The 21,071-nt window shown below is 44.9% G+C and carries 20 protein-coding genes; 11 read left to right on the forward strand and 9 right to left on the reverse strand.

Translation table 11 applies throughout. The features are described 5' to 3' along the window. Positions 1-15: 15 nt before the first annotated feature. Genes PR809_RS15810 through PR809_RS15820 form a run of 3 tightly spaced genes read right to left on the reverse strand, consistent with a single transcriptional unit; the run spans position 16 to position 3,332 of the window. A complete protein-coding gene (locus PR809_RS15810) occupies positions 16-1,203 on the reverse strand; it encodes a restriction endonuclease subunit S (RefSeq protein WP_144138634.1) in 1,188 nt (395 codons plus the stop codon). Beyond that, positions 1,193-2,710 carry a type I restriction-modification system subunit M gene (locus tag PR809_RS15815; protein ID WP_144138636.1) on the reverse strand — a complete coding sequence of 506 codons (1,518 nt, stop codon included), beginning with the start codon at positions 2,708-2,710 and terminating at the stop codon, positions 1,193-1,195. The genes PR809_RS15810 and PR809_RS15815 overlap by 11 nt, the downstream gene beginning before the upstream one ends. A gap of 10 nt (positions 2,711-2,720) precedes the next feature. Beyond that, the gene (locus tag PR809_RS15820) at positions 2,721-3,332 is read right to left on the reverse strand and encodes a restriction endonuclease subunit S (RefSeq protein ID WP_336298720.1); all 612 of its coding nucleotides are present in this window, start codon (positions 3,330-3,332) and stop codon (positions 2,721-2,723) included. Between the two features lie 108 nt (positions 3,333-3,440). On the opposite strand from PR809_RS15820, the gene PR809_RS15825 reads away from it, so the two are divergent. Further along, the gene (locus tag PR809_RS15825) at positions 3,441-4,430 is read left to right on the forward strand and encodes an SMODS domain-containing nucleotidyltransferase (RefSeq protein WP_165126842.1); all 990 of its coding nucleotides are present in this window, start codon (positions 3,441-3,443) and stop codon (positions 4,428-4,430) included. After that, positions 4,408-5,352: an S-4TM family putative pore-forming effector gene (locus PR809_RS15830; RefSeq protein ID WP_144138642.1), complete on the forward strand. Its 945-nt coding sequence runs from the start codon at positions 4,408-4,410 to the stop codon at positions 5,350-5,352. The genes PR809_RS15825 and PR809_RS15830 overlap by 23 nt, the downstream gene beginning before the upstream one ends. Before the next feature lies 1 nt (position 5,353). Here the strand turns inward: PR809_RS15830 and PR809_RS15835 are convergent, their stop codons facing one another. From PR809_RS15835 to PR809_RS15855, 5 genes are all read right to left on the reverse strand, one after another. Then, positions 5,354-6,763, reverse strand: coding sequence for a TnsD family Tn7-like transposition protein (locus PR809_RS15835; protein WP_165126839.1), 1,410 nt, complete (start codon positions 6,761-6,763; stop codon positions 5,354-5,356). Between the two features lie 12 nt (positions 6,764-6,775). Then, positions 6,776-8,236 (reverse strand): ATP-binding protein, encoded by a 1,461-nt coding sequence (locus tag PR809_RS15840; protein WP_144138645.1) that lies wholly within the window; start codon positions 8,234-8,236, stop codon positions 6,776-6,778. Beyond that, positions 8,233-8,397, reverse strand: a complete 165-nt coding sequence (locus PR809_RS15845) for a hypothetical protein (protein ID WP_210845558.1) — start codon at positions 8,395-8,397, stop codon at positions 8,233-8,235. The genes PR809_RS15840 and PR809_RS15845 overlap by 4 nt, the downstream gene beginning before the upstream one ends. Before the next feature lie 94 nt (positions 8,398-8,491). Then, complete coding sequence (locus PR809_RS15850) at positions 8,492-10,369, reverse strand: DDE-type integrase/transposase/recombinase (protein WP_210845556.1); 1,878 nt, start codon at positions 10,367-10,369, stop codon at positions 8,492-8,494. Further along, entirely contained in the window at positions 10,359-11,114 is a 756-nt protein-coding gene (locus tag PR809_RS15855) for a TnsA endonuclease N-terminal domain-containing protein (protein ID WP_226538019.1), read from the reverse strand. Before PR809_RS15855 ends, PR809_RS15850 begins: the two co-directional genes overlap by 11 nt. Positions 11,115-11,472: 358 nt before the next feature. On the opposite strand from PR809_RS15855, the gene PR809_RS15860 reads away from it, so the two are divergent. The 5 genes from PR809_RS15860 to PR809_RS15880 all read left to right on the forward strand — a co-directional run bounded on the left by PR809_RS15860 (position 11,473) and on the right by PR809_RS15880 (position 16,406). Then, positions 11,473-12,429, forward strand: coding sequence for a tyrosine-type recombinase/integrase (locus PR809_RS15860; protein WP_159227768.1), 957 nt, complete (start codon positions 11,473-11,475; stop codon positions 12,427-12,429). A 168-nt stretch (positions 12,430-12,597) separates the two neighbouring features. Then, positions 12,598-13,257 carry a DUF4365 domain-containing protein gene (locus PR809_RS15865; protein WP_125894568.1) on the forward strand — a complete coding sequence of 220 codons (660 nt, stop codon included), beginning with the start codon at positions 12,598-12,600 and terminating at the stop codon, positions 13,255-13,257. A 20-nt stretch (positions 13,258-13,277) separates the two neighbouring features. Then, a complete protein-coding gene (locus PR809_RS15870; RefSeq protein WP_125894566.1) occupies positions 13,278-14,285 on the forward strand; it encodes a hypothetical protein in 1,008 nt (335 codons plus the stop codon). A 492-nt stretch (positions 14,286-14,777) separates the two neighbouring features. After that, on the forward strand, positions 14,778-15,527 hold the full coding sequence (gene lepB / locus PR809_RS15875) for a signal peptidase I (RefSeq protein WP_125894564.1): 750 nt from the start codon (positions 14,778-14,780) through the stop codon (positions 15,525-15,527). Positions 15,528-15,836: 309 nt separating this feature from the next. Then, positions 15,837-16,406, forward strand: a complete 570-nt coding sequence (locus PR809_RS15880; protein WP_241254140.1) for a DUF459 domain-containing protein — start codon at positions 15,837-15,839, stop codon at positions 16,404-16,406. Between the two features lie 290 nt (positions 16,407-16,696). On the opposite strand, the gene PR809_RS15885 is transcribed toward PR809_RS15880, so the two are convergent. Beyond that, positions 16,697-17,647 carry an IS5-like element ISEc68 family transposase gene (locus PR809_RS15885; protein WP_125894560.1) on the reverse strand — a complete coding sequence of 317 codons (951 nt, stop codon included), beginning with the start codon at positions 17,645-17,647 and terminating at the stop codon, positions 16,697-16,699. Positions 17,648-17,850: 203 nt separating this feature from the next. Between PR809_RS15885 and PR809_RS15890 the strand changes: the two genes are divergently transcribed. The 4 genes from PR809_RS15890 (at position 17,851) to PR809_RS15905 (ending at position 21,070) form a co-directional block, all read left to right on the forward strand. Then, on the forward strand, positions 17,851-18,006 hold the full coding sequence (locus tag PR809_RS15890; RefSeq protein ID WP_272524569.1) for a hypothetical protein: 156 nt from the start codon (positions 17,851-17,853) through the stop codon (positions 18,004-18,006). Between the two features lie 105 nt (positions 18,007-18,111). Next, on the forward strand, positions 18,112-18,720 hold the full coding sequence (locus tag PR809_RS15895; protein WP_004393990.1) for a TetR/AcrR family transcriptional regulator: 609 nt from the start codon (positions 18,112-18,114) through the stop codon (positions 18,718-18,720). Further along, positions 18,717-19,868, forward strand: coding sequence for an efflux RND transporter periplasmic adaptor subunit (locus PR809_RS15900; protein WP_165126830.1), 1,152 nt, complete (start codon positions 18,717-18,719; stop codon positions 19,866-19,868). The genes PR809_RS15895 and PR809_RS15900 overlap by 4 nt, the downstream gene beginning before the upstream one ends. After that, positions 19,865-21,070 carry an ABC transporter permease gene (locus PR809_RS15905; protein ID WP_089110954.1) on the forward strand — a complete coding sequence of 402 codons (1,206 nt, stop codon included), beginning with the start codon at positions 19,865-19,867 and terminating at the stop codon, positions 21,068-21,070. Before PR809_RS15900 ends, PR809_RS15905 begins: the two co-directional genes overlap by 4 nt. Position 21,071 lies beyond the last annotated feature (1 nt).

The raw sequence follows: 21,071 nt of genomic DNA on the forward strand, positions 1-21,071 counted from the left end.
CAAAAGATGCGTTAGTTAAGCGGCTTCGGTTTCAGCAACTTTGACTCTTCTTTTTCCTGTCAACAACTGCTGCATCAACGCCTTTTTCTCTTGCTTGAAGTGTGCAAGCTTGGCTTCTAATAACTCGACTTCTTTGTCGGCAGAAGTGAGAACTGAGGCGATTTTTTGTTGTTCAGAATAACTACCCAACTTAACTTTAAAGTTTTGCAGCATTCCTACTTTGATATATGGCATTGCTCCATGTTGCTTTTCTCGGTCTACATCTCTCTTCAAGTAAAAGTTTATCCAATGGTGTAAATAAGCTACGAATACAGCTCTAAACTCACTAAGAATGTAAGTTCGTTGATAAGCTTCAAATTTGCCCTTGTAATAGTGAGTTGTACCTATGACGCCATTGCCAGCTATTAATAGTGCTTCAAAATCATAGGAATAAGAAGAACTCAAAATTGGTCGTTTTGCACAAGTGAAAAAAGGATATTTGCCGCTTGAAGAGCCATGATTTGCATCTTTCTTACCTGTTCCAATTTTGCACAATTCTGTTAACTTAACCTCTTCCCACTCCCCCTCAAACGCTTTACCCGTTTCAGGATCAATCAAACGCTTCTTACCCGTCAACAGGTGCTGCATTAAGGCTTTTTTCTGCTGCTTGCTGACATCAATCAGCTTTTCTGTGGTTGCAATCCCGCGATCCCATGTAGAAAGGATTTGGGCAATTTTGCGTTGTTCTAGGAGTGGTGGGAGCAGAACTGGAGCCTTCTCGACAACAGACTTAGTAATCTTCACCATGGAGCTACTGCTCCCAGCGGCACAGTTTTGGAAATATTGTCTTGTACGTGATGATTGAAGATAAATTTCTAAAAATACAGGTTCAATAAAAACCTCATTGGCACGAAACTTCATCATAAGGTCAGGATAAGAACAATTCGCTACCTCTCCTCGGAACATGCAAGAACGACCAACTTTATCTGGTGTATTTGAGCGACTTATTAAGAAATCACCGTGGCTAAGTTGGGACTTCAGTACCTGCTCTGTTGCTTCTACATTTTTGATATTTCTTGCATCAAGTTTATTGTCGGTTAACGCACCAAGACCAAGAACAACATATCCTGTTTCTTGTTCTACAGCATTTGGGGAATACCCGTTTTTTATTGTTGTAGAAAGCAAACTTTTAAGGTTAACTTTTTGCCACCCATTAGGCACCATAACCCAACTCCTCTAGGTAGCCTGCCATTTCTGCTTCTAGGTCAGCAAGTTCAGTTTGTAGCGCCAAACGCTCATTACGTACTGCCATCAAATCGATTTCCGCTTCTTCTTCAAACGTATCCACGTAGCGAGGAATGTTCAGGTTGTAGTCGTTCTCGCGGATCTCATCGAGGGTTGCCACATACGCGTACTTATCCACGTTGTCGCCGCTACGGTAAGTCTTCACGATCTTGTCGATGTTCTCTTGTGTCAGTACGTTCTGGTTTTTGCCTGACTTAAATTCACGCGAAGCATCGATGAACATCACATCATTGGTGTCTTTCTTCTTCTTGAAGATCAAGATCGCAGCAGGAATACCCGTACCAAAGAACAGTTTTTCAGGTAAACCGATCACTGCATCTAGCAAGTTTTCTTCAATCAATTGTTGGCGGATTTTGCCCTCACTTGATGCACGGAATAGCACACCATGTGGCACAACTACACCCATACGACCAGTCTCTGGCTTTAGGGTTTCGATCATGTGCGAGATGAAAGCGTAGTCGCCTTTGGTTTTTGGTGGCACACCACGGCGGAAACGACCAAAGTGATCGCTTTCTGCGTCTTCATGTCCCCATTTATCTAACGAGAACGGTGGGTTTGCGGTTACTACGTCAAAGTGTAGTAAGCCACCGTTGCTATCTTGCAGTTTAGGGTTACGAATGGTATCGCCCCATTCAATACGGTGGTTGTCTTCACCATGCAGGAACATGTTCATTTTTGCCAATGACCATGTAGAGCCAATGGCTTCTTGACCAAACAGGGCGTATTGCTTAGAACCGCCAAAATTCTTTTGAACTTGCTTACCACACTTCATCAATAGTGAACCTGAACCACAAGCAGGGTCACAAATGCTGTCGCCTTGTTGTGGCTCTAAGATGATAGAAAGCAGATCCGACACCTCTGGCGGGGTATAGAATTCACCTGCCGATTTTCCGCTGCCTGCGGCAAAATGTTTGATCAGGTATTCGTAGGCGTTACCAATCACATCCAGCGAACCAACACGGCTAGGGCGCAGGTTTAGGGTTGGCTTACCAAAGTCTTCCAATAGGTGGCGTAGAATGTCGTTCTTTTGCTTCTCATCACCCAGTTTATCGGTGTTGAAGCTGATGTCTTGGAACACGCCTTTTAACTTGGTGCCGTTGGCTTCTTCAATCGCGTGCAGCGCTTGGTCAATGCGAGTACCGTTACCTGCGGTATTACGTGCTTCATACAAATCCCAGAATGTTGAACCTGCGGGAATTTTGAATGATTGGCTGGCAAGCATGGCTTCAACCATATCTTTGTTGTCACCGAACTGAGTGGTGAGTTCTTCTACTTTGTCTTGGCGTACATCTGAGATGTATTTTAAGAACAGCATGGTCAAGATGAAGTCTTTGTAGATGGATGGATCTACGGTGCCACGGAAGGTATCGCACGCCGACCAGACGGCTTTGTTGATTTCATCTTGGTTGATTGGGGTATTTGGCATTGTTTATCTCTTATTTTATTTTTCCGGTTAAAACTTGATTCGCGATAGCCTGCATTTCTGCACGCCTTAGCTCGATTAATTGCTGATATATCTGCTCTTCTCTGGTCGCGCTTTGGCTAAGCGCAAGCACTCTGCGTTGCGTCTCAGGCGGGGGAATCATCACAGGTGTTTGCTCTAGAACAGTTCGTCGAATACTCACTTGTGCTGAACCTTCCGCAGACTGCTGAAAATGACGCTGTGCAGGCAACTGATTGAGTTGCCAAGCCAGAAACTCTGGCAGTAGTTTCACGTTCTGAGCGAGACGGATCTGAAAATAGTGTGGCGAACAAACGGCTGGTAGCTCAAGCTGGTCTAGCATTTCTCCAGATATCGCTGATGCAAGATTCTTGATACCTCGGGCAGCAAAAATTACGTCACCCGCTTTCAACCATTCCGGCTCTTTTCGTCCAGAGACGTTGGTCTGAACCAACTTTTCCCAGGCAATTTGGCCGTCATCAGCGAGATCACGTGTCTGGATAACATAGCCATTTCCGTTATCAACTTCCTGGATCGCTCCCCTAAAAGGATGACCCGCTCTGATTGTGGCGATTTCTTCTAACTTAACCATCATGGCAAATTGCATCACAGTGAATGATGCAACAAATAATGATTGACACCTTTCGAAAAGTCAACGTAATCTAGAAAAAAGAACGCATCATTATATTTGATGCATTAAAAATATGGAGGGAATATGCCAACAACTGTAAATTCTGCGTTTAACCAGTTTATGGCCGACAGCGTCAATCTTGATAGTAAGAAAACGATCACTGCGCGGTCTAGTCGAGATTATTTGAAAAGACAAGTAAAAGGATTAACTGATTTCTTTCCGCTATACAGCGACAAAGACGTCAATTTTGGTTCTTTTGCGAGAAGAACCAAAATTCGTCCCTTGGATGATATTGATATGATTTTCACTCTGTCAGCGAATGGATGTACTTGGGAAGAGAGCTTGGACGGCACTGTGTATATCAATACGCCGACTGAATCCCCTGAGTATAAGAACTTTCGCCATGACAGTTCATATCGACTCAATTCGCGTAAGATCATCAATCACTTTGTTAGCAAATTGGCTGATCTGAGCCAGTACGACAAGGCAGAGACACATCGCAACCAGAATGCAGCGACTCTCAAGCTCTCTAGCTATGACTGGAACTTTGATATTGTTCCGGCGTTTTTCACTTCCGAGGATGCCCAAGGAAAGACCTTCTATATCATTCCTGATGGGGCGGGAAACTGGATAAAAACAGACCCTAGACTAGATCGCCAACGCGTCTCCGACATCAATCAGCAATGTGGTGGCCATGTCCTTAACGCGATCCGAGCAATAAAGTATTGGCAACGCAGAGCTACGATGCCGTCAATGTCATCTTATCTTCTAGAGAATTTAGTGCTTAATTACTTTGAGGAAAAAGGTGAAGCAAGCCCGTTCGTCGATCTCAATGTCATTAACATTCTTCAGTACATAAAAAGCAACATTTGGTGGGACGTCAATGACCCTAAAGAAATCCAGGGAAACCTGAATACACTCTCTTGGGACGAAAAGACGAAAATTTCGCAAAAAGCGGAATCAGATTTCAATACAGCACTAGCAGCTCGAGAGTTTGAGGTCACAGGCGATCACAAAAAAGCAATTGGAGAGTGGCGTAAGGTATTTGGTAATGACTTCCCACAATATGGATAACCCTATGAGTTGTGTTGTAGCAAATCAAAAAACAATCCCTGCTGTTGAGGCAGGATTGGCATTCCGATACGCCTACGATCGTGCAAAGTTCTGGAAGGCTTGTATTTGGGCTTTAGCACTGCTACTGGCAGTTGTTCAGACTGGCGTTTCTATCTATGTTTTTTCTGGTCACAAAACACCATTTGACCCCTCATATTTGACGGCTGCGCCTCTACTGGCATTCGTTCTGATAAGCACCTTTGGCAAGTACATTGTCTCAAAATGGCAATCTCTTGGATGCACTATCCAACGTTTGCATGATCATCTAACCATGGAGGTAGGTACAAAGCCATCACTCTTAGAGCTTCCGAAAAGTCGAGTTGCTGAATTAAGTACGAATCGAGAGAGACAAGCCCCTCAAGATCGAGGGCAACTGGAGACTTGGTGGTCATCAAACTTGAGCAGTGTGCCATATCCTGTGGCTAAGTTAGTAGCGACCTACTCAACCTTTGCTTGGGAAAGTGAGCTTCGAAAACGCTACCAGTATTTGCTATGGGTTTGTTTATTCACTTGTGTCCTAGCTCCTTTTAGCGTTTCGATCTTTCTAGAACAAACCATACCGGAGTCCGTTGTCTTTGTAATTGGGCCTTTCACACCCATCATTGCGGTTGTTATCGACGAATTGCTTATGAACAAACAGAGTATGAAAATTGCCGAGCAGTTAACAAATGACAGTCATAACACATGGTTAAACCTTCTATCTGACAAGCTAAACTTCACAGAGGTGGAGCTATTCACCGAGCAGCACATGAGGTACTGGCAAAATTTCAGACAGTCAGCAACGCCAATCTTTGAATGGCTTTACAAGGCATCCAGAGAGCGCATGGAAGGGAATATGCTGGTCGATACGGATGCGCTTATAGCCGAATTCAAAAAGCAGTAGTCTATACCAACCTACTGGGCCCACAAGGTCTGGTAGGTCTGGGAAGCGAATTCTCTAACCATTCCCTGTCATTTGCATAAAGCCAGAAAAACGCCGCATTACAGTCAGCCTTAATATCACTACGTAGAGCATCAGGATATCTTTGCCTGTATCGTTGAATCTGAACTCGACAGCAACGCCTTTTCGACTCCCAATGACATTGTTTTCGCCATTCAACTAACCCAGAAACACTGGCGATCACTTGTTCAATTGAACCAATTCCGATCCGGCAAACTTGAGAGATTTTCCGTCGGTGCACACCTAATCGAGCGAGCCTGATGATTCTCTGTTTGAGCTTCTCATTTAACTGTTTTGGTCTCAAATTTAGTTTGATTCCATGCATTGTTGCCAAACGCTTTAAATAGCATCGGCTTTTACCTGTCTTTCTGTAAACCGCAGCAAGAGAGTCACCTTCTCTGAGTAGACTCAAGCAACGCTGCTCAACCGCTCCCTTCGTTGAACCTTTTGGTTGATGTAGGCTAACCTCTTCAATCGGTGCAGTGTGTTGAAACATCTTATTCGCAGAGTTAAACAACCATGCTCCGAGTAAGAGATGCCTAAACGGGTGGCAGTTTTTTCCTGCTGCTAGCAATTCTGAAATGTAGTGATAATCAGTTTGGTGACGAGGAAACAGAGACCCCTTCATGGGGTACATAGCCAAATCAGATGAAAACACCTTCATTAGTTCCTTCCTTCGAACGCTCCCATTGGGAGTGATAAACCCAAGCTCATTGAGTCGTGAGCGGTATCTCTCCTCCAAATCAAAGCCAGGTTTCGTTCTCTCTAGTTGGGCTAGAAGGCCGAAACCGAATATCGCAACCTCGATCTCCATCGCAGACGCTGCTTGAGCATCACAATGCACCACTGTCGGCAACCCTTCATTTAACCGCTGCCTTGCTTTTAACTCAGTAGACATAAGTCGTATTTGGTGCAACCAACATGCTGTTACACCGGGAACTTGATGTGCTCGATGCCAATAGGCAACACCTCGTTCATGGATGTCTAGCTCAACGCAACGTGGGCACCATTTTAAGTGTAAAGATCCGCCACAGCCAAAAGAAGGTAACTGACTATGGCGAAGGGCTTTGGCGCCATCTCCTCGGAGCAAGTTCTCTTTGAGTGCGTTCGCATGTTTAGGTAAGTAAAAGAAGAACAGAGGTGCAAGGGTTTGTCTGACCAACAGGTTATCCGCATTTTCACCGGACATTTCAGCGATTCGCGATATGCCTGCTGTCAGGAAAGGATGCAGAGACAAACGACTGGAGCCGAATACCCGTGAACTAAACGAACACGCCGGCTCGCCTGTCAATATGATGTGGCGCATCAAGCGCCCTAGAAGGAGCTCATCTGGAAAAGCCGGTGGCAGTTCCATATTCCACGAAACTTACTTGAATATCTCCAGAGGGTCATCACATAGAACGCCTGCTTTTTTCAGTATTTCAAGCGGGTTCTTCGCATCCGATGCTCTCTGGAAAAGGTCAAAGTCTTTAATCTCCTCATAAAGGTTATCCAGATTCTTTAGCTCAATTACTCGCTCAGAAAATTCAGGGTGATGTGCTTTGGTTAAATCGCCTGGAATGGTGACTAGTTTTCCTTTTGAGGTTGTCAACTGAGGCTTAGGTTTACCTGCACTTTCGTTAGCTGACGTTACAGGAGCCTTTGGTTCTGAAGACTCACTGCGCCGTTTGAGCACCGAAATTTTGCTGTCTCGTTTGATTTTATCTACTGCTGGTTTCGATAAGCGGATAACAATACTTGCGCCATATCTCAAAGCACTTGGAGTCAACACCTCATCATCACTGCCTATTAGCGCCCGTTGCGTCGCCTGATATATCCTTACCGCTAAATCCATATTGCCGACTGACAAATCAAACAATGTATCGCTTAGCTCATCAGTCAAAGGTGTGGGAACATTTGTCCATTGCAACTGCCAAAGCTCCTCGATAAACAGCTCCCATTCTTCATCATTTTTCATCAACTCGACATCAAAGTATCCACTGCTTTCTGCACGACGCGCTGCTTTGAGTGTTTTGCTTAGCAGGTTGTTGAACGGAGGGTTGGCACAGAACAGAAGGGGAATACCGAGGTTATTGACGAGATTGTGCAAAAAACCAATTAATCTATCTGCGCCTCCCGCTTTTGCTAGATTGAGGTTTTGCATCTCATCAATGACGAGAATACCCAAAAAGCTCGATTTCATCTTTGCTTCAATTTGACTGATCAAAGCTGCGATGGTGCTTGCTGGTTTCGTCTGTGGTATGCCCAGTTTTCGGTCAAGTTCTTCAAGTATCCGATAGCAAAGTCCCTTTACACTTGAGTCATCAGGACAGTCGACCTTTATCCATACAACTTGACGCAGGGGAAGCAGTTTGTTTTCGTAATATGAATGCTCCACTGTATCTGGAAAGCACCCCAGAACTTGCTCCAGCATACAGGTTTTTCCCACTCCACTTTCTCCAATCACGGTAATGCCAGAGCCTTTTGGCTTAAAGTATCCCGTGACAGGTTCTATGTCTGGACGTTCCTCTCCCGAATAATGTAGAAAGTTCATCGTGGTTGGCGACAAAGGATTCTTCGCTGAATAACCTTCCTTTATCGCCATTTCAACAGCCCGAAAAACCTCTAAGTAAACAGGCAATGGCTGTCTTAATTCTCTGAGGCGAGATACATATTCAACCCTTTCTAACGGATCCAACTGTGTCTCTTCATAGTGACAAGAGGGGTAGTAGCTCAGTTTTTCTGCCAACTCGCTATCACATAATTTAGGAGGAAGAGCCTCGATTAGAGGGTTACCACAATGCTCAGGCAGAATTGCTCTTTGATAAACGGCAGTTGCTCTATTCATTTAGACTCACCTTTCTTGCGCTTTAACAGAGAGACGACATTCTTTCTTTTTTCGTCATTGCGTTTGTCAAACTCAGGCATATCGGGGGCATGACCCATATCATCCGCCGGTTTTGCCGTTACTCGTGCCTCAAGGACAGACTGCCTGCGGCGCTCTTTCATGCCCTTTATCTTTTCAGCTTTTGATTCTAAAGGGGGCGCTTTAGCTGATTCATTTTGAGCATTTTGAGTGATTTCTTTTCGGCGTTGATGGCGCTCAACAGACTTGGCGGTAGGCTTGGCACGATGCTTTTCCAGTTTTTAAAAATAAAATATCTGCGTGATGACGCTCATCAAATGATTTTGATGCTTTACGGAGCCAACATTGGGAGAAACCCTCATCTGGCTTAAATCGAACGAAGATAAAGGAAGAGTTGTCCTGATCTATTCTTGCTTCTAAACGCCAACTACTGCCACTGCGAGCAATGACTTTCCAGTCTTCAAAATCGGGGCGATCAGACTCATAGTACATATCGTCATTTAACCTCACCCCTTTGCTTGTCATCGAAACCCAATCTGCAGGTAGGAGGCGCGCTCTAATGGTTGCCTCGTCCAGTGTACTCAAGGCATGTTGATGCTTTTGAAGATGGATATTCCAATAATTAATAGGAGTGGGTGCTAACTCTTTCTCGATGAGTAGACTGCATTGACCCGCTAAGCTCTCAAAAACTTGACTGTTGTGTTCAAGAACCGCATCAATCAACAACGCATTAACCTCATCAAGAGTTAATACCGCTTCCATTCTTGGATCTTTATCACCGCGAATATAGTGACGGCCTCGGGTTGTCCCCATCAAATCATGGATAAGCTTTTCGTTTAATATGTTAAAACGATGCTCCACTATGCCTTTGAGTTCAGCTCGATAAGGTGGAGCTATGCTCAGGTGTCCAATCAAAGGAACTGCAAGATTTTCTGCATCCTGACAAATAAATTCACCACGATCGCATAGAAGTCTCTGAGGTATGTGATGACATGGCCATTCGCTGTCCTTAATCTCAATACCATATCGAGCACAGTATTCCTTTTTAGATGTGAACGCGTTGACCAACGCCTGACGGCCAGCTCGCCAAGATGCATACTCGAGAGACACATGAATGCCGACAATCATTCGGCTTTCTTTATCAACTACACAGTAAACAGTTGGCCTACCAAGCACATGATTACGACGGAACTCAGAAACCACATGTACATCCAAAACAGTCGCATCTAGTTCAAAACAGCTGCCAGGAACAGCCGTATGATCAGTAGCTGCACCGCGAAGACCACGGCGATTACGATCAAAATCACCAGGTGATGTTTGCTTCCGAATCAACTCCTGCTGAGGAATAAGCCTTTTAATCCAATATAAAAATGCTCGATATTGAGGAACGAGCGCTACCCTACCTTCCAAATCAGCGGCAATTAGTTCCTTTGCATAGAACTCCGTTAACATCTGGTCATAAACCTTCCGGAATGTCACTTTCTTACCCTTCATTCCGAACCGCTTCATAGCCTTTAGGAATATGGTTTTATCTTTCTCGCTAGTGTTAACACTTGGCGGGGCGGCAAGGCTTGGTGTAGATAGTCTTATTGGTGCTCCGCGCTTTACTTTACCCGCGACTCGCGTTTTTCCAGCTCCTCCAGAGTTAGTATAAGCCGGTAGAAGCGCATTGTATTCCTGACCATATTTCCAGTAGAGGTTGAGAGAACGGTATAACGCCTGAACATAAACACCCTGTTTTTTGGCATGTTCAGCTACTATTCTTGAACGTGAGTCCGTAACAAGCTTCAAAAGAAACCAAGGATCCAATATCAAGCCTTTGATTTGCTCTAGGCGGTTATCACGTTTTTGCAGATGATCAGACGGTACGTTTCTATCATCAGACAATTGGTAATGCGGCTTCGGGTATTTTTCAGGGCTGATCGCCCCTTCTTCAGCCTGTCTTAGAAAAAATGGCAAATCGACAGCAGCTGGTCTTTGTAGTTTTGAGCCTTCCACAATTTGAAAGAGGACCACCGTGGCATAATCAGGATAGCAAGCCAATACTCGGTAAAGGCCATCATCAAAACCATCTATACCTGCTAATCTCCAAACGCTATTGATCTCAACCTGCATAGTTCTGCTCCGAATCACCCATATCTACCCGTGTGACTTTGATTAAGCCTGTTTCCTCAATCGAATTGTTAAGGTCAACGGTTACTAGTTTTGTGGCTAAAAGGCTCTTCAACAACATCAATGATTCGTCTGAATCGATATCTAGCGCCTCAATAAACCCCTCACAAACGTCCTCTACTAAATATGTGCCTGTACCAACTAACGACTTTGCTTTATGCATCAGTGCTCTTGGATGTATACACCCTTGCCGAATAGGAGAGGTGAACCACTGGATGTTTTTTGACTGAATCTGATTATCTTCAGACATGACATAAACATGAAAGGGGATACCGAGCAATTGCCACCAGACTCTCTCGATATCGAGCTTTTGAGCCGTTCTCTTGTTGACGAGATTAGCAGTTGGTTTAACGCTTACAGCCTCATACCATTGTTTAGCACCATCCGATCGGGTCAATAAGAAGTCTGTTGTCACCACGTTCCACTCATTTTGCTTTGAGTAAGGGATGACAGGATGGTCGACACCCAGTGCCTGAGCAATTTTGGTAGATAGATCTAAAGGAATTAGAGGGAACTGTTCTCGGATATCAATGATGGTGTCGCAAAATTCAGCGAGATAAAAAAACGAAGATTCATGTTCAGAAAGGGTGTGATGAATACGCCCAGTTTTTATGCCTTGAATCTTGGCACTGTGACCATATGAACTTACATCTTGGGCGCGAAGCCATGGCTTGTAGGCCTCTCGCACTCCCAATCCATACCTCTGTTTCAATGCTCGCTGGAAATCTGATAGCGAATCTAGTTTTCTGCGCCCAGCCAAAATGACCTCGATCCATCACATGTTTTAAAGGTCATTATAGCTTAGTGTCAAACTTTATTATTCCAAAATCGCCTTTATGTACAAACTCTCCGGCTTGTGTACAAACTTTATTGTTCCTAAACATTTAACTTTTGGATGATAAATCCTTGTGTTACTCTTTACTCGGTTAAATATACGTTTAATGTAGTAACTTTTTTTATTTTATGATTTATGGTTAATGATGCTATTTGATGCACCAGAATTCACCACAATTTTCACACCAATTTTCAGCACCAAGGAGGCACTGATGGGAGAGTTAATTTTACGTGACAACGTAACAGATATTGTTGATGTAAATAACATGACGAAAAACACCAACAATCCAGCAACCAGCTACTTGCTACGGCTCCGTTCCAAACAAAGCCAAAAGACAATGCGATCCTGCCTAGTGTCAGTGGTGAAATTGTTTCGTGCTATGGACCCGTTTACTTTCGATTGGTCCATCATAGATCGAGATGCCGTTCAATTGGTACTTCAGAAATTAATACTGGAGAAAAAGACCCCAAATAGTATCAACTTGATATTGAGTGCCATTAAAGGGGTGGCTGAAGAAGCCAGAGCATCACGAGTCATAGATAGTGATACATATCAGGATATTAGAAGCATACGCCGGATTCGAGGGAACCGTATTGGTCGAGGGCGTTCACTGAGTAGTAGTGAAATAACGCATATTTATCAGCATCTTGATAGCATAAATACCGCAGTCTCGGTACGTGATGCGGCGATTGTATCATTAATGCTTGGCTGTGGTTTGCGCCGTGCTGAAGTCACTTTGTTGAATATGGAAGATATCAATTTTGATAATTACTCCATTAAAATCATGGGTAAAGGAAACAAAGAAAGAACTAACTTCATGCCAAGTGACACGCTCCGTCGTATTCGCTTATGGATAGAAACTGTAAGAGGGGATCATACCGGTGCAGTTTTTACCCGCATACGTAAAAATGATGATGTGACTTGCGATAGAATAACAACCGATGGTTTACGGTATATTATTGATAAATTGGTGAAAGATTCAGCCTCAGATTCATTTACACCGCATGATTGCCGACGAACCTATGCCACTAAGTTGTTAGAACTAGGTGAGGACCTACTTACTGTCAGAGAAGCTATGGGGCACAGTAGTGTCGCTACTACACAGCGATATGATAAACGAGGTGTAACACGCTTAGAGGCTGCTGCACGTAATCTGCAATATTATTAGAGATATAACACAAATGAGATCACAATCGCATTTTGTAGAAACTGAAGCTATAAAGATAGTCCACAATCAGATACCCAGTAACAATTGGGTGTTACGTTCCATTGGTGAAAGAGATTACGGCTCAGATTTCATGATTGAGCTTTTTGATAATAAAGAATCAACTGGTGATTGTTTTTTGTACAATCTAAAGGAACTGTCAGTTCATTTGATAAAACTGTAAAACTAAGTTTTCCTGTTAAAACAATAAAATACGCATTATTATTTAACGTTCCTTTTTTTATATTTTACACATCCATACCATCAAATGAAACTAAATACATATGGTTACAAAAGTATGTGGAAATACACCTTAATAATAAAAATCAAAATTGGCAGCAACAAGAATCAGTGACAATCACATTCCCTGAAGAAAATGATCTATCCTCGAATATTGAAAAAGTAAATGAACTATTAACGAATCACCGCGAAACGTCACAAAGTTTAGCATTTCTAAAAGTATATGAAGAACTAGTGTTTCACGCTAGAAATGTTTTATCTGGTGAATTTGGAGTGGGTCATACTTGTGTTATTTACTGTTATAAATTAGTAAAATTAAATTGGTTAATTAATTATCTAGCATCTAATACTTGTGTGAATATCGAAAGAATTAGTATTTTCAATATGAAAGATGCATTTGAAGAAATTGCAAGTACAAATATTATTGACAATGAAAACAGGAACGTAATTACTGAACAATTAAAATTATTGAGCGAATTGAAACAAATTATTATATCAACAGAATCTAGAGAAGAACTAGGCTGTGAAAATTACGGTTTATTCCCATTTTAATTACATCAAGTGAAATAAACATGCGAAATCTAACGGTATGGACATTATCTGAAATAACAAAACTATTCGGAACCATTAATGAGCCGTTTTTCATCGAAAAGATATGCAGATTTACCGGACGTAGTGTAAATGATGTCCTCTCAAAATTATTGAACATGGGGTTGTGTGAAATAAACTATAAGGATAATAAGATATCTACGGCTAGGAATACTAATTTAAATCACCTCATTCCTCATTCATCATTTATTCCTAAATTATTAGAACTTGGTTGGATATATGAGTTATCAAACAGGGAGGAATCTCTTAAAGCCCCCAAGTGGTGGGTAAGTAATGATCAATTTCCTATGAGCAACACTAACGATTTGAATCGTAATGAAACAGTATGGGTTAATGAAGAAATTCATACAGTTATCTCCATGATACAAAACAAGATGAACCTAAGCTCAATCGCAGATAAGATACATAGAAATCAATCATCTATAACTACAATGTTAATGGATCTTGGTATTTTAGAATGCATTGACAAGCAAGAAATATTTTTGTCTGAAGTTAATGAAGTGAAACTTTCAAAGTATACATTTAATAATGCGCTTGTTCTTATTAATCATGGATGGGTTGTTACCAGCAATAATTTACATGCGCCTAATTGGTGGCTTGAAAATAACAAGGATAATGACAATGTCCATAATAACCACTGCAATGAAAGTGAAAAAATAACCGGTAGTGACAGCAGACAATTGTATATGTTTGTTAAAACTGAATTAGAGGGTATCCTAAACACTATTCATGAAAATAAGCGTATCGACGAATTGTCAGATGTCACGTATTTGGGTTATACACTGTCAGATTTAACAACCTACATCGGTATTACTTCAGTTAGGGCAGGGCAGCTCACAAGGAACAATAAAATCCACATGAGTTATTTTATGGATAAACCTTATAATATAAAGAAAATATTGATTAATTTTGGCTGGAAAGTTTCAGAGGATTTATTAGCAGCTCCTGAATGGTGGTCTAATGAAGAATAAATACACTACATTCATTCGGATCATTTTTTTAACCGTCATTTGTGTATATCCAGCATATATGTTAATTCGAAAAAGAAATATAATTGATATTTCAGTATTAATATTAACTGTTTTAATTGCATTAGTAGGCGATTTTGTTGAATCTATTCCGTTAATTGAATTATCTAAGGTATTCGCATCATTCTTTCTTCTTGCAATTTATGTATATTGCTATCGTATCTATTTTGAACACTCTAAAAATCATATTGATTCAATCAGCTTTAAAACAGTTAATAACAAGATAGGACATCTTGTTTTTTCCAGTGACACTATATGTTATTTTTTGCCTTTAAAAATAAGTAGCCACTTTAATATGTTATGGTTTTATGGATATTTGAGAGCCGTAACTATGCACCACCAAAATAGAAAGTGATACTTTTAAGACTGTTTACTAAGAAAAAAGATACCATATAACGGGTACATTGCCTTTTTAATTTCTGAAGGCTGAAGCTCATGAACTTCATAAGTACCCTTATTCTTGCACTTATCCTACGAATTCTTTACCTCATATATCGAAAACGTAAGCCTAGTTTTTATACTGTTAGCTTGGTAATAATATCAGTTATTGTGTGGTCCGTTAAATCCTACCTATTGGACTATTATATTATCCCAACATCCTCTATGGCACCGACATTGAAAGCCGGTGATCTCATTTTTGCAAAGCCGGTTGACGCGCAAAAAGAGCAATTGATGCGTGGAGATATAGTGATTTTCCGAGCTCCTGCATTCCCTTCATTCATTTATGTAAAACGCATAATCGGATTGGCTGGCGATACTATCACTTATGCCGATGATAAGTCGGTCCAGATCAACGGAAGGATGATCGGGCAGCTAAACCATCATAATGACCATACGAGTACCTATCAGGCGCTTCAGGAACGTAATACGCAACAATATGATTATGTCATTGATAACCGTAAACCATTCGTTAAGCCGATTTATACACAATGGGTAATTCCTGATGGATATGTTTTTGTTCTTGGCGATAACAGAGATCATTCATGGGATTCACGTTTTTTTGAAAATGCAGTTGGAACTCCACGCCATTTGCGAGGGCTTGTTAAAAAGGAACTTTTGATAAGCCGGTATTTAGCCACGGCTTTTACACTTGAGTTTATGAAAAGCGATTTTGATATAGGGGAGAATAGCTTAAAAGTAATTTCTGAAGCTCAAACGGCAGAGGGGAATGATGGGGATAAATAGAAGCTGTATCGCATTAATTTGCTTTTTCTTGTCCTCTTGTGGTTCTACCACAGGGGCGATCACTACACACGAGCATCTTGTGACGCAAGCCACACAAGATAAGCATGTCAGTTCTGGTGGCTTCGATAGATGTATTGGCAAGAGAGATTACTGGTCTTGAAGCAAATGAAATAAAGCAACTCTATGAGGTGAAGGGGAGTGACAACACATTAATTAAAATTGATATGGCATCTATACCATGCTCGATATTGCTTAAAAAGAACACAGGTCAAAGTAGTGAGATTTGGCTTATAACTGATATGGGTTGCAATGAATATTTATAAAGTCTCAGTAATCAGCTCCCTTTTATTTTCTTCTATGTCGTACAGCAAACCTGTTTTTATAGGAGATTCGCTTACCTATGAGATAGCTAAAGGGTACAGCACAATCCAAGCGGTTGATGCTCGATACAAAGTGGGTAGCGGATTATCCACAAAGAAGATCCTAGATTGGCAGAGATACGCAGAGCAATTCAGTTTTGAAGAATACGATACCGTTTACGTGATTCTCGGTACTAACGACCATGTTCAAATATCAGAAAAAGAAAAGTACACCTCTAAAGTTCGGCATTTTATCCAAACCATAAAAGCCAGAAACCAAAATGTGATCTGGTTACTTCCTCCAACCCTTAAAGACCCCGCCAAAAACAGACTATTAGATAACACTCGACAAGCCATAATGACGGCTTCGCAGATAGAGGGGATCACCACCGTAGATACACGAACGGTTCTTGGTGAAACATACAAGGATGTCATAGATGGGACAACAGTTCGCACGAAAGATGGAATACATATCACTCCGAACGGAGCCTTACTTACCGTGACACAGCTACTTTTTTAGTAAATTGGAATGTTGTAATGAGAAGAAAGCGTAGATTTAAGAAACGAAATCCCTATGTAACTAATATGAATATTTCATTTATATTCTATATGACTACTTTGATATTTCTTAGGGAAGCTGCGATTAAGTGGTCCGCAGCTCCCGATATGACGCCCCAAACCGTCCTTTATCGACGTCCTGTGGCTCAATTTTCCAATTTTCAGCCCAAAATCGTCTCTTCGTGGCTGATTTTGGCCCTGTTTCAGGCCAATTTCCTCATTTCAGGTAGATCTCGCCTGTGCCCGTATCAATTAGTCAACTCGAACCAGGTTCGCCAGGGTGAATAACATCGCCAGTTGACTGTCATTTTTAGCCAGCCCCTTGTACCTGGCTTTGACGAAACCAAACTGACATTTTACTATCCGAAATGGATGCTCAACCTTCGCTCGGATACTCGCTTTCAGGTATTCGTAACGGATGGCCAGCTTGTTCTTGCGCGGGTGTTGCTTCAATGCATTCACTTTGCCGGGACGCTTGGCGATAAGCCAGTCTGCGCTGACATCGCTGAGCTCATCGCGCTTTTCGGCCCCCTGATAACCAGCATCGGCTGAGATAAATTCTTCATCGCCATGCAGTAACTTGCCAACCTGATTGAGGTCGTGCTCGTTAGCCGCCGTGGTCACCAGACTGTGGGTCAGGCCACTTTTGGCGTCCACGCCAATGTGCGCTTTCATGCCGAAGTACCACTGGTTACCTTTCTTGGTCTGGTGCATGTCTTCATCACGGCTGTTGTGTTTGTTTTTGGTAGAGCTGGGGGCTTGAATGATGGTGGCATCCACCAAGGTGCCCTGGGTCATTAGAACGCCACACTCTGCTAGCCAGTGATTAACGGTACTGAAGATTTTGCGGGCCAGTTCATGCTGCTCCAGCAAATGCCGGAAATTCATGATGGTAGTGCGGTCTGGAATGGCTTTATCCAGTGACAGGCGAGCAAATTGGCGCATGGAGGCGATTTCATAGAGGGCATCTTCCATGGCCTCATCGCTCAGGTTGTACCATTGCTGCATGCAGTGAATACGCAGCATGGTTTCCAGCGGATAGGGCCTGCGACCATTACCGGCCTTGGGATACACAGGCTCGATAACGCCAAGTAATTTGTCCCAGGGAAGCAAGTCATCCATTCTGCCAAGGAAAACTTCTTTGCGGGTCTGGCGGCGTTTACTGGAAAACTCACTGTCGGCAAAAGTCAGTTGCTGGCTCATCCGGTTACTCATTCTGGGTTCAGGTTACAACACGATGATCTCACATCTCGGACTTATTCGCACCTTCCCTAATAAAGCTTGGCTATGGCTTGTATACCAAGGCAAGGATTAACAGCTTAACAGGCAGACCCATGCCTACTAACCCAGGGGGAAGCGATGCCCTGATGCGTGAGATATTAAAGATGAAAGGGGTCGATTTTGAGATGGACAACCTATCTCTGCAAAGCCTCTCAGGTGAAAGCACTCAAATACCATCATCCGTTCATTATTCATGGAATCCTAAGCAGTTTAATCGCAAGCTGGTAGTCGGCAATCGAGTACTGGGGACGTCTCAGAAAACGGAAAATAAAGCACGTTAAGCCCATTGCAGACTCTAGATATTGACGAGTACGTCGGGTTTTCTCTTGTTTTAGTTGCCTCTTGTGGTAAGATAGTAATCAATTACTATCTTGCAAGGAGTGCTCGTGGACACCCATCCAAAGCATCTGCCGGCCGATGAACGTCGTGCCGTAACTGTCGAGTCCGTCGTGGCGCTTGCCGGTTCACAAAACCCAAGCGAGATAACCACTGCGGCTATCGCTAAACACATGAACTTGACCCAGGGTGCGCTGTTTCGGCACTTCCCGAACAAGGAAGCCATTTGGCAGGCGGTCATGGAGTGGGTAGCAGAGCGCCTATTAGCCAGAATCGATCGATCCGCACAAGGAATCGAGTCGCCCTTGGCAGCCATGGAGGCGATGTTCATGAGTCACATCGAATTCGTAGCTGAGCACCCAGGCGTGCCAAGAATGATGTTTGGTGAGCTTCAGCGTGCCGAATCGACACCGGCCAAGCGCATGGTGCAAACCTTGATTCAGCGCTACGGCGAACGTTTGCATCGTCTCATCGAGAAAGGCAAGGCCAGCGGCGAGTTGTCTCCCTCGCTTGACAACGAGGCGGCGGCAACGCTGTTCATTGGCACGATCCAGGGCTTGGTCATGCAATCGCTGTTGGCGGGTGATGTGGGACGTATGCACCGCGATGCGCCGCGCGTCTTTGCAATTTATCGGCGTGGCATAAGGAGTGCGCAATGAAAAAGTTACCCTTGCAAGGCCGCACCCTGGCACTGCTTGCCGTCATCATTCCTTTGCTGGTGCTTTTTATTTATGTCGGTCTGCGATCAGGGCCGCTCGCCCCGGTTGCTGTGACGGTGGCAAGCGTGGAATCACGGGCTATCACACCGGCGCTGTTCGGCATCGGCACGGTGGAGGCGCGCTACACCTACAAGATCGGGCCGACGTTTGCCGGGCGCGTCAAACGCCTGGAGGTGCATGTAGGCGACCAGGTCAAGGCCGGACAGGTGCTCGGCGAGATGGAGCCGGTCGACCTTGATGATCGGGTGCGCTCACAGGAGTCTGTATTCAAGCGGGCGGAAGCGGCTTTGCGCGAGGCAGAAGCCCGGCAAGCCTACGCGCAAACCCAGGCGCGCCGCTATGAGCAATTGTTTGCGGTGCGCTCGACCAGCGAGGAAATCGTCACCACCAAGCGGCAGGAACTGCAGATCGCCGATGCCGCCCTATCCGCCGCTCGGGAAGATATTGCCCGGGCACGCTCCGACCGCGAAGCACTCGTCGCGCAGCGGAGCAATCTGCGCCTGATCGCGCCGGTCGACGGTGTAGTCGCCGTGCGCGATGCCAATCCCGGCACGACCATCGTCGCGGGCCAGGCCGTGGTGGAAGTGATCGACCCCAAGAGTTTGTGGATCAATGTGCGCTTCGACCAGATCAGCGCATCGGGGCTGGCTGGGGGGCTGCCGGCTCATATCGTCCTGCGTTCGCGTGGTGGCCAGACCTTGAAAGGTCGCGTGCTGCGGGTGGAACCCAAGGCCGACGCGGTAACCGAGGAAACGCTTGCCAAGGTGACATTCGATAACAAACCAGAACCTTTGCCACCAGTGGGTGAACTGGCCGAAGTCACGGTTGACTTGCCGGCGCTCCCGGCCGCTCCACTGATCCCCAACGCTGCCGTCCAGCGTGAAGGCGATAAAGTTGGTGTCTGGCAAATCGTGGATGGTGATCTGCATTTCTCCCCGGTCAAGCTCGGCACTTCCGACCTCAATGGTTACGTGCAGGTGCGCGAAGGGCTCAAGAATGGGGACCAGGTTGTGACCTATAGCGAAAAGGCACTGACGGCGCGCAGCCGCATCCATGTGGTCGAGCATATCCCGGGAGTTTCACGATGATCAGCCTGGCCGGCCGCGACATTCTCCATGCCTGGGGGAAATTCGTCTTCACCGGCATCGGTCTGGGTCTGCTGATCGGCGTCACCCTAGTCATGGCTGGGGTGTACCGAGGCATGGTGGACGACGGCAAGGCGTTGCTCGACAACAGTGGCGCTGACCTTTGGGTGGTGCAAAAGGATACTCTGGGTCCTTATGCGGAGTCGTCCAGCCTCAACGATGACGTGTATCGCGCCATTCTCGCCATGCCGGGAGTCTCACAGGCAGCGAACGCGACCTACCTGACCATGCAGGTACGCAAGGGCGAGAGTGATGTACGCACCATGGTGGTCGGCATCGCGCCCGGTGCGTTGGGGGCTACACCCGGATGGCCTCCTTATCTCGTCGCTGGACGCCAGATCACGCGCGGTCACTACGAGGCTGTGGCCGACATCGCCACCGGCTTCAAACTGGGAGATCGTCTTGCCATTCGCCGCAATCATTACACCGTCGTGGGGCTGACACGGCGCATGGTGTCGTCCAGCGGCGACCCGATGGTATTCATTCCGCTCAAAGATGCCCAGGAGGCCCAGTTCCTCAAGGACAACGATGCCATCTGGCAAAGCCGGCGTCGCACCGAAGCCAACCCGGTCTTCAATCGACCCGGTGATCCAGGTTTGCTGGATGCCGTGATTGCTTCACAGAGCAGCAACGCGTTCGTCAATACCGTGCTGGTCACTCTGAAACCTGGTCATGCGCCGGACGAGGTTGCCGAATCCATCCAGCGCTGGAAGCGTTTGACGGTCTACACCCGGGCACAGATGGAAGACATCCTCGTCGGCAAGCTGATCGCCACCTCGGCCAAGCAGATCGGCATGTTCCTTGTGATTCTGGCCATCGTTAGCGCGGCCATCGTTGCCTTCATCATCTATTCGCTGACGATGGACAAAATCCGTGAGATCGCGGTGTTGAAGCTCATCGGCACACGCAACCGAACCATCGCCGCGATGATCATGCAGCAGGCGCTCGCCCTGGGCGTGATTGGCTTCGTGGTCGGCAAGATCACAGCCACCTTTTCAGCACCGGCTTTTCCAAAATATGTCCTGCTCACGCCAATGGATTCTGTCGCCGGTTTTTTTGCTGTGCTCGTGATCTGCGTTCTAGCTAGCCTCGTCGCCATTAGCATGGCACTCAAGGTCGATCCGGCCGAAGCCATTGGAGGTTGAG

The organism is Providencia sp. PROV201, assembly GCF_028479545.1.
GTDB classification, from domain to species: Bacteria; Pseudomonadota; Gammaproteobacteria; order Enterobacterales; family Enterobacteriaceae; genus Providencia; species Providencia huaxiensis.